A 9,876-nucleotide genomic window follows, 5' to 3' on the forward strand; every position below is an offset into this window, starting at 1 on the left:
TGAATCTAACAATAAAATAAGCCACCTGATGGTGGCTTATTTCTTGATTTATATTAACCAATAAATTTACGTGCATTACGGAACATTCGTAACCATGCCCCATCTTCGGCCCAGTCTTCAGGCTTCCAAGAGTGCTGTAAGGCACGGAAGTTACGCTCTGGATGTGGCATCATCACGGTTGCACGACCATCTTTAGATGTTAAACCTGTAATCGCTTCAGGTGAACCATTCGGGTTCAATGGATAGTGCTGCGTTGGATTCCCCAAACTATCCACATAACGCAAAATCACTTGGTTTTCAGCATTTAAAGCAGCCAATTGCTGCGTATTTGCAACTAAACGCCCTTCACCATGCGCCACGGCGATTGGTAAAATCGAACCTTGCATATCTTCAAGCAATACCGAAACTGATTTTTCTACACGAACGTTGACCGCACGCGCTTCAAAGACTTCTGAGGTATTACGATGGAAACGGCCCCAATGCTCTGCACCTGGAATCAATGGTGCAAGTTGCGACATCATTTGACAGCCGTTACATACGCCTAAGCTGAAAGTGCTCTCACGATGGAAGAACTGCTCAAACTGGTCACGTAACTTGGCATTGAACAATACTGATTTCGCCCAGCCACCACCAGCGCCCATTACGTCACCGTATGAGAAGCCACCACAAGCCACTAAACCTTCGAAGTCACTTAAGCTCACACGACCTGCAAGCAAGTCACTCATGTGTACATCGATGGTATTGAAGCCGACTTTGTCAAAAGCAGCTGCCATTTCAACATGACCGTTCACACCTTGCTCACGCAAGATGGCCATGTTTGGACGGCGTGTATTGATAAATGGCGCTTCTACTGGCTCATTTAAATCATAAGTTGCTTGAGCAATTAAACCTTTGTGGTTTTTATCTGCAATTAAAGCAAATTCTTGATCAGCCGTTTCAACGTTGTCACGTAGGCGCTGAATTTGATGTGACACTTCTGCCCACGCCTGTTGTAATTCAGCACGCTCAAGCGTTAAACCATTGACAACCAATTGATCTGTTGTATTGACACTTCCCACAACCGCGATTGTATCTTTCAGGCTCGACGCTGCAACTTCAACTTCTAACTGCGCCCAATCAGCAGCAGTAATTTGCAGTACTGCACCAATTTCTTCAGCAAATAAGCTTTCTGTTGATTGATTTTCTAATGTTACACCTAAGCGTGAAGCAAACATCATTTCAGCAACAGTCGCCAATAAACCGCCATCACCGATGTCATGGTAAGCCTTGATCACACCACGATTGTTCCAGTCTTGAATCAAGGCAAAGAATGCTTTGAAGTCATCAAAACTATCAACATCAGGTGTCACAGAACCAATCGCTTTGTACACTTGTGCAAGGATCGAACCACCTAAACGGAACTGACCTTTCGATAAGTCGATACGAACTAAGACTGAATCTGTAAGATTTTTGAGTTCAGGGGTTAATGTTTTACGAACATCTAACACTGGGGCAAATGCAGTGATCACGCCTGTCATTGGTGAAGTCACCGCTTTATCTTCGCCGTCATTCCAAGTCGTGCGCATTGAAAGTGAATCTTTACCGACTGGAATTGCGATACCCAATGCAGGACACATTTCCATACCAATCGCTTTCACACCTTCAAACAAAGCTTGGTCTTCACCTTTTTGACCTGCCGCTGCCATCCAGTTTGCAGAAAGTTTGATATCGCTGATTTGTTCGATGTTGGCACAAGCAATATTGGTAATCGCTTCCGCAACCGCTAAACGAGCCGATGCCGCAGGATTTAACAATGCCACAGGTGGACGTTCGCCCATTGCCATCGCTTCACCCGTGAAGCCTTGCAAGCTTGTCGTCGTTACCGCTGCATCTGCGACAGGCACCTGCCAACGGCCAACCATTTGATCACGTGCAACCATACCAGTAATGGAGCGGTCACCAATGGTGATCAGGAATGATTTAGATGCAACAGTTGGGTTTTTCAATACACGGAAAATCGCATCTTTCAAATCAACTTTCGCAGCATCAAAGTCGTTACCCGTACGTTCAATCGTTTCATATGAACGTTGCATACGTGGCGTACCGCCTAAGATCACCTGCATTGGAATATCGACAGGCTTGTTTTCAAACAAAGGATCTTCAACCGTTAAGTGACGCGCTTCAGTCGCCTCACCGAGTACCGCAAACGGGCAACGCTCACGGGCACAAATTTCTTCAAACTGTTCTAAAGATTCTGGGCGGATTGCAAGTACATAACGCTCTTGCGCTTCATTTGACCAGATTTCCATCGGGCTCATGCCTGGCTCTAAAGATGGAATCTTACGAAGGTTCAATATAGCACCTAACTCATGATCATTCACAAGTTCAGGCATCGCATTGGATAAACCACCCGCACCGACATCATGTACAGATACGATTGGGTTAAAATCTTCTAAGCGCCAGCAGGTATCAATCACCTCTTGGCAACGGCGTTCCATTTCTGGGTTTTCACGTTGTACTGAAGCAAAGTCTAAGCTCTCACCCATGGTTCCGCTATCGACAGAAGATGCAGCACCACCACCAAGACCGATTAACATGGCAGGACCACCCAATACAATGAGCAAGTCACCTGGTTGGATTGCATCTTTTTCTACATGATCAGGACGAATGTTACCGTAACCACCAGCGATCATAATTGGTTTATGGAAACCTTTCACTTCACCATTGACATTCTGTTCAAAGGTACGGAAATAACCATTTAATGCAGGGCGACCAAATTCGTTGTTAAACGCAGCGCCACCTAAAGGACCTTCAATCATAATTTGAAGTGGTGATGCCATACGGCTCGGTTTACCGTAATTTTCTTCCCAAGGCTGTTCAAAACCTGGAATATTTAAGTTTGAAACGGTAAAGCCAGTTAGACCTGCTTTTGGTTTACCACCACGACCTGTTGCACCTTCATCACGGATTTCACCGCCCGAACCTGTTGCAGCTCCCGCAAATGGAGAAATTGCGGTTGGGTGGTTATGGGTTTCCACTTTCATTAAAATGTGGGCAGCTTGGCTCTTATATTTATACACATAATGACCATTTTCATCCGCTTTTGGATAAAAACGCATGGTGTCATAACCCACGATCACAGATGCATTATCTTTATAAGCAGATAACACATCAGTAGGCGATTCTTTATAGGTATTTTTAATCATTTGGAACAAGGATAATGGCTGTTTTTCACCATCAATTGTCCATTCAGAACCAAAGATTTTATGACGACAATGCTCAGAGTTTGCTTGAGCAAACATCATCAATTCGATGTCATTTGGATTACGACCAAGCTTGGTAAATGCTTCGGTTAAGTAATCAATTTCCTGCTCAGATAAAGCAAAGCCAAACTCATTGTTGGCTTTGACTAACGCTTGTTTCCCTTGACCTAAAATATCAATTGAGTTCAATGGTTTTGGTGCTGTTTCAGTAAATAATGCTTTTGCATCATCAATTTGAGCAAAAACAGTTTCTGTCATACGGTCATGTAAGGCCAATTTCACTTCGTTCGAAATCTCATTTACACCTTTTAATGTAAATAACAGACCACGCTCTAAGCGGTGAATTGGGGTATTGCAGTTCTGGAAAATATCGGTTGCTTTAGATGACCAAGGCGAAATTGTGCCAACACGTGGTGTCACTAAAATCTGGATCTCATCACTTGCAGCCTGGCGAAGTTCAAAAGATTGACCATCGTTTAACAATTGTAATGCCGATTGATGTTGCTGCTCGTTGAGCGCTTGATCAAACAAATAGACCCATTGGCTGTCAAAAGATTGAACAGAACTCATTGACGCTAAACGGTTTAAGAGTTGAGCTTTCTTAAAAGAAGAATGTGCTGCTGCACCGGCCACGATAAACATGCTGACTTTGGCTCCACGGGCAGGTCTAACCAACCTACCGCAATGTGACTTATGAGAGAGCGCATATTCTACTGTGAAAGCCTGCTTTCAGCTAGCCATATCCATCTTAAAAATCAGAGTTTTCTATGCCAAGTCATTTAATTTCTTCTCGCTTTATCGCTTTTCCATATTCGTAACAATTCATTTGCTTTGTAGAGTGCATCACATTTCCAGTCTGGGACTCTTTTTCTACGCCGCCCAACTTTAATTACCAAGATAGATGAAATATAGAATTCTGATTCACTTCATGATCCAAAGACAACTTGTGTCGCCCTACCCTAGTGCTTTCATCTTTTTTTTGGCATGATAAAGCTGAACTCATAGTGAATAATAATCAATGGAACAAATGCGTTGGTTGGAATTGCTTTCCGCAATTCGTTTAGGCAGTAAAAAAAGCAGTACAGAATTGGCCCGAAGCCCATTCCACAAAGATTACGACAGAATTATATTTTCCCAAAGCTTTCGTCAACTGAATAGAAAAACACAGGTTCACCCACTCACTCAACATGATGGTATCCATACCCGCCTTACCCATTCGCTTGAGGTTTCCTGTATTGGCCGCTCTCTGGGCATGCTGGCTGCGGAGAAGATTAAAGATGAACTACCCATGTGGATTTCCCCTGCGGATGTCGGTGCGATTATTCAGGCAGCCTGTTTGGCCCATGACATTGGCAATCCACCTTTTGGTCATGCAGGTGAATATGCGATTCGTGAATGGTTTGATGATGCCTCACATCGGGACTTTTTAACTAAACTCACGCCAGAAGAAGCAGCCGATGTCCGTCAATTTGAGGGTAATGCGCAAGGACTTCGTTTGTTAAGCCGTATTGACTATCATCCTGACGATGGTGGTATGCGTCTAACCTATGCCACATTGGGGGCTTATTTAAAATATCCATGGCTTTCCAAAACCATTGAGGAACAAGGTGATATTCCGTCACATAAGCGAGCCAAGTTTGGTTGCTATCAATCTGAAAAAGAAATTTTAAAACAAATTGCCGAGCAACTCGGACTAATTCAGTTGGGCGAATATCATTATTGCCGTCATCCACTCACTTATTTATTGGAAGCAGCCGATGATATTTGCTATGCATTGATTGATCTGGAAGATGGCATCATCCTCAACATGCTGAATTATGCCGAAGTTGAGCCTATTTTCCTGAACCTGATTGTGGATTATGGCTATCCAGAAGAGCTGCATTTACCACATACCACATGGCAACAAAAAATCGCTGCCCTGCGTGGCCGTGTGATGAAACGTCTGGTCGACGAAGTCACCACCGCTTTTGCCAAATATCAGTATGAAATCCTGACAGGACAGCTTCAAGGCAGTTTACTCCAATATTGTTCACCTGATATTGAGGCAGGTATTCAAACTGCCAAGAATCTTGCCAAAGATCGGATTTTTGAGCATCCACAAAAATCAGGTTTGGAAATCATTGCGCATCAAAGTTTACAGACGATTTTAGATGCTTTCGTACCATTGACCATGCCACATAAAGCCCTCAGCTTTAAGGAACAGCGTTTGATGTCAATTTTGCAACATTCGGGCGCACATTTCCAGAACAACCATTACCATAATATTATGCAAGTTCTGGACATTATTAGTAAGTTTTCTGACCATCAAGCTTATAGTTTAGCGCAAGAGTTACAAGGCAATAAAGTTGGGTTCTTCTAAGAAATAAGATTTACTCAGGCTATTTTTATTTTGATTGATTTGAATAAAATCCACCCGAAATCACAAATAAATATGAAAAGCCATTTTGCGTTTAGAGCAAATGGCCTCTACTATTCAACCATTAATAAATAAGTGAAAATGACTCAATGATCGGATGTTTAATTGGCGAAGTGTTTGCCTTGGAAGCCCCAACAGTTTTACTCAATGTGAATGGTGTTGGCTATGAAATAGACACACCACTTTCGACATTTTGCCAATTACAAAAGGGCCAGAAAGTGACATTATGGACGCACTTGGTGGTCCGTGAAGATGCCCAGCAACTCTATGGCTTTAACGATGCGCAGGAAAAAACCATTTTTCGCACTTTGCTGAAAGTGAATGGTGTCGGTCCTAAAATGGCTTTGGGAATATTATCCACATTAAGTGTTGAGCTATTGATTCATACCATTGAACACGATGACATCAATACCCTGATCAAGGTTCCTGGGGTTGGCAAGAAAACTGCTGAACGCTTGATGATTGAATTACGGGATCGTTTCAAGGCATTGGCACAGTCAACCAGTAGTAGCAATGCAAGCCCAACCACGGCTCAAATCCAGTTTATGGCAAACTCACCTGTTGCTGAAGCCGAAGCGGCATTGCAGTCACTCGGCTATAAACCTACTGAGGCACAAAAAGCGGTTGCAGCCGTTAAGGCAGACTATACAGAATCTGCCGATATTATTCGTGCGGCACTTAAATCCATGATGAAGTAATATCTATATGCAAGATCGTCTTATTAGCGGAACAGAAAAACCAGAAGATCATTTTGATCGTGCAATTCGCCCAACTTCATTGGCGGACTATATTGGGCAGCCTGTGGTCCGTGAGCAAATGGAAATCTTCATTGGTGCCGCACGTGGACGTGGTGAGGCACTGGATCACACCCTAATTTTTGGTCCACCTGGTTTAGGTAAAACCACACTTGCCAATATTATCGCTCGGGAAATGGGCGGTAATTTAAAATCAACTTCTGGCCCTGTGTTGGAACGTGCAGGCGATTTGGCCGCAATGCTCACCAATCTTGAAGAGGGCGATGTTCTTTTTATTGATGAAATCCACCGCCTTTCCCCAGTAATTGAAGAAATTCTTTATCCAGCGATGGAAGATTACCAACTGGATATCATGATTGGCGAAGGCCCCGCTGCCCGTTCAATTAAACTGGACTTACCTCCATTTACACTGGTTGCAGCCACTACCCGTGCTGGCCTGCTCACCTCACCCTTACGTGACCGCTTTGGGATTGTGCAACGTTTAGAATTCTATTCTGTTAAGGATTTGACTTATATCGTTGGGCGTTCTGCACGTTTGATGGATGTACTCATGACAGATGATGGTGCAATGGAAATTGCTCGCCGTTCTCGTGGTACACCTCGTATTGCCAACCGTCTGTTACGTCGAGTTCGTGACTATGCCCAAGTCAAGGGTACAGGTGAAGTGACTCAGGATATGGCCCAACGTGCCTTGGATATGCTGAATGTGGATAAGGCAGGTTTGGATACACTGGATCGCCGTTATCTCAGCATGTTACTTGAGCGTTTTGAAGGTCGTCCAACAGGTGTTGAAGCTTTAGCAGCCGCGATGGCAGAAGATAGTGGAACACTTGAAGATGTGATTGAGCCATATTTGATTCAACAAGGTTATGTGATGCGTACCGCACGTGGTCGAATTGCGACCAACATGGCTTATTTACAGTTTGGGTTAACTCCGCCAGAAACATAAGTTTAAATTTCTTCCAACTCTCTTGAATATTCAGGAGAGTTTTGTATAAGGACGTCATCATGGCCAATCATTTTGAATTTAATATTCGTGTATATATCGAAGATACAGATGCAGGCGGGATTGTCTACCATGCCAACCACATCCGTTTTATGGAGCGTGCCCGTACAGAATGGCTACGCTCCACGGGGATTGCACACTATTGGCATCAAAAGGATTACAGCTTTGTTGTCCACCAGATTCAGGTCAAATATGTACGCCCTATATTAATGGATGATTTAATTACCGTTACAGCACGTGTTATTTCGTGTAAAGCCGCGTCATTTGTGTTGCAACAAAATATTTATCGTGGTGAAATCTTGCTGGCTTCAGGTGAGGTTACGTTGGCATGTTTAAACAAGGACTTGATGCCACGCAGACTTCCTGATGAAATTCGTGACCTGATTCAAAAAGAATTGGCACAGGACTAAAAATAAACTTTCGGCACTCAACTTATGGCAACAAATTTAGAATCTTCCCTGCACATTTCTGACCTGATTTTACAAGCCAGCCCAGTCGTTCAATTGGTCATGTTGATCTTATTACTAGCGTCAATTTTCAGCTGGTATTTGATTGCCAAACTATATATGGGCTTTAAAAAGGCAGCGCAGGATGATGAGCATTTTCAAAAAATGTTCTGGTCAGGTGCCGAACTGAATACCCTATACAACAACGCCCAGCTCAACTCTAAACGTCGTGGCTTGGAAGATATTTTTTATCAGGGTTTGGGTGAATTTTTTAAACTGCAAAAACGTAAGGCTGACACCAACCAGACCATTGAGGGAACTGAACGTATTCTTCGTGTTGGCTTAAGCCGTGATCAGGGCGGATTGGAGCAAGGTCTAGGCGCATTGGCAAGTATTGGTTCTGTTGCGCCTTATATCGGCCTGTTTGGTACAGTCTGGGGCATTATGAATGCCTTTATTGGTCTGGCTGCTGTGGATCAGGTGACATTGGCGACTGTGGCACCTGGTATTGCAGAGGCATTGATTGCAACTGCGATTGGCTTGTTTGCTGCCATTCCTGCGGTACTTGCTTTTAACCATTTCACCGCAAAAGGTGAAGCAATTTATTCAGACCGTGCCCTGTTTGCCGAAGAAATGGTTGCCCTGTTACAGCGTCAAGCAATTGGAACGACACAGGAAGATGCATAATGGCGATTCAACGATCTGGACGTTTTGAACGCATCAAGAAGCCGCTGAAAAGTGACATGAATGTCGTGCCATATATTGATGTCATGCTGGTACTTCTGGTGATTTTTATGGTCACTGCACCCATGATTACCAGTGGAATTAAAGTGGATTTACCTCAAGCCAATAACAATCCAATTGAATCTAAAGATATGCCTGCAATGGTCACCATTGGCAAGGATGGTAATATTTATCTGCAATATCAACATAATAAAGGCACTGAACCACTAACACATGAGCAGCTTGAAAGCATTTTAAGTGATGCCCAGAAACAGGCTGAACAAGACAATAAACAGCTTATGGTCTTGGTGAATGGCGATAAATCTCGCCCTTATGGTGAAGTGGTGGAACTCATGTCCAGTTTACAAGAAGCAGGTCTAACTCAGGTTGGTTTATTAACTGATTCGCTAAAATAAGTTATGAAAAAATTTCAAGAGCCACCTTTTAAACAAAATGCAATTGCACTGGGTTTTACACTCGGTGTTCATATCGTTGCCATTGTTGGCTTATTGTATTTGGGAATGGGAAAACCACCTGAACAGCCTAAAAAAATCACCACGATTTTAGTCAAGCCAGAAGACTTGCCCCCCCCATTGGCAAAACCCGTGGAACAGGAAACTGCGGCTGAAAATCAGGCAGAAGAAATATTAAGTCCAATTGTAGATGAAACTCAGCCTGAAAATCTTCCTGTTGCCCCTCCACCACCTACTGCTCAGCAACTTGCTGCCGAAAAGCAGAAAGCTGAACAGGCGCAACAGGCAAAGTTGGCTGAACAAAAACGTAAGGCTGAGGAAGCCGCCAAAGCAAAAGCACAGGTAGAAAAACAACAGAAGCAAGCAGAAGCTATCGCACAAAAACAACGTGCAGAAGCTGATGCCAAAGCCAAGGCTGCCGAAGAAAAACGTAAAGCCGATGCAGAGGCGAAAGCAAAAGCTGCGGAGCAAAAACGACAAGCTGAAAATGATGCAAAAGCCAAACAGGCAGAAGAAAAACGTCAGGCAGATACCATAGCAAAAACAAAAGCGGCTGAACAGGAAGCAAAACGTAAAGCTGATCTAGCCGCTAAAACCAAGGCAGATAATGCAACCAAGTTGAAAGCTGAACAAGATGCCAAGGCAAAAGCTGCGGAAGAAAAGCGTAAAACAGACGTTGACGCCAAGAAAAAAGCTGAAACAGATGCCAAAGCCAAGGCTGCTGAAGAAAAACGTAAAGCAGACGCTGATGCCAAGAAAAAAGCCGATGCGGATGCTAAGGCAAAAGCAGAGGCAGACGCCAAAGCAAAAGCGGA

Annotated in this window: 8 protein-coding genes; 7 read left to right on the forward strand and 1 reads right to left on the reverse strand. The window is 43.7% G+C overall.

What is annotated here, in order from left to right:
- Positions 1 to 53: 53 nt before the first annotated feature.
- A complete protein-coding gene (purL, locus tag F988_RS09270; RefSeq protein ID WP_004682674.1) occupies positions 54 to 3,884 on the reverse strand; it encodes a phosphoribosylformylglycinamidine synthase in 3,831 nt (1,276 codons plus the stop codon).
- A 376-nt stretch (positions 3,885 to 4,260) separates the two neighbouring features.
- Here purL and F988_RS09275 point away from each other — a divergent pair, with 376 nt between their 5' ends.
- From F988_RS09275 to tolA, 7 genes are all read left to right on the forward strand, one after another.
- Positions 4,261 to 5,601 carry a deoxyguanosinetriphosphate triphosphohydrolase gene (locus tag F988_RS09275; RefSeq protein ID WP_004676853.1) on the forward strand — a complete coding sequence of 447 codons (1,341 nt, stop codon included), beginning with the start codon at positions 4,261 to 4,263 and terminating at the stop codon, positions 5,599 to 5,601.
- A 146-nt stretch (positions 5,602 to 5,747) separates the two neighbouring features.
- Positions 5,748 to 6,356, forward strand: coding sequence for a Holliday junction branch migration protein RuvA (gene ruvA, locus F988_RS09280; protein WP_004682675.1), 609 nt, complete (start codon positions 5,748 to 5,750; stop codon positions 6,354 to 6,356).
- Between the two features lie 7 nt (positions 6,357 to 6,363).
- A complete protein-coding gene (gene ruvB, locus F988_RS09285; RefSeq protein ID WP_004682676.1) occupies positions 6,364 to 7,362 on the forward strand; it encodes a Holliday junction branch migration DNA helicase RuvB in 999 nt (332 codons plus the stop codon).
- A 59-nt stretch (positions 7,363 to 7,421) separates the two neighbouring features.
- On the forward strand, positions 7,422 to 7,829 hold the full coding sequence (ybgC, locus tag F988_RS09290) for a tol-pal system-associated acyl-CoA thioesterase (RefSeq protein ID WP_004676848.1): 408 nt from the start codon (positions 7,422 to 7,424) through the stop codon (positions 7,827 to 7,829).
- 24 nt (positions 7,830 to 7,853) lie between these two features.
- Positions 7,854 to 8,552 (forward strand): protein TolQ, encoded by a 699-nt coding sequence (gene tolQ, locus F988_RS09295; protein ID WP_004682677.1) that lies wholly within the window; start codon positions 7,854 to 7,856, stop codon positions 8,550 to 8,552.
- Positions 8,552 to 9,004, forward strand: a complete 453-nt coding sequence (gene tolR / locus F988_RS09300; protein ID WP_004682678.1) for a protein TolR — start codon at positions 8,552 to 8,554, stop codon at positions 9,002 to 9,004. Before tolQ ends, tolR begins: the two co-directional genes overlap by 1 nt.
- Before the next feature lie 3 nt (positions 9,005 to 9,007).
- Positions 9,008 to 9,876 (forward strand): cell envelope integrity protein TolA (tolA, locus tag F988_RS09305; RefSeq protein WP_004682679.1); only part of this gene is annotated, 869 nt, incomplete at its 3' end.

It is taken from the genome of Acinetobacter parvus DSM 16617 = CIP 108168 (genome assembly GCF_000368025.1).
Taxonomy (GTDB): domain Bacteria; phylum Pseudomonadota; class Gammaproteobacteria; order Pseudomonadales; family Moraxellaceae; genus Acinetobacter; species Acinetobacter parvus.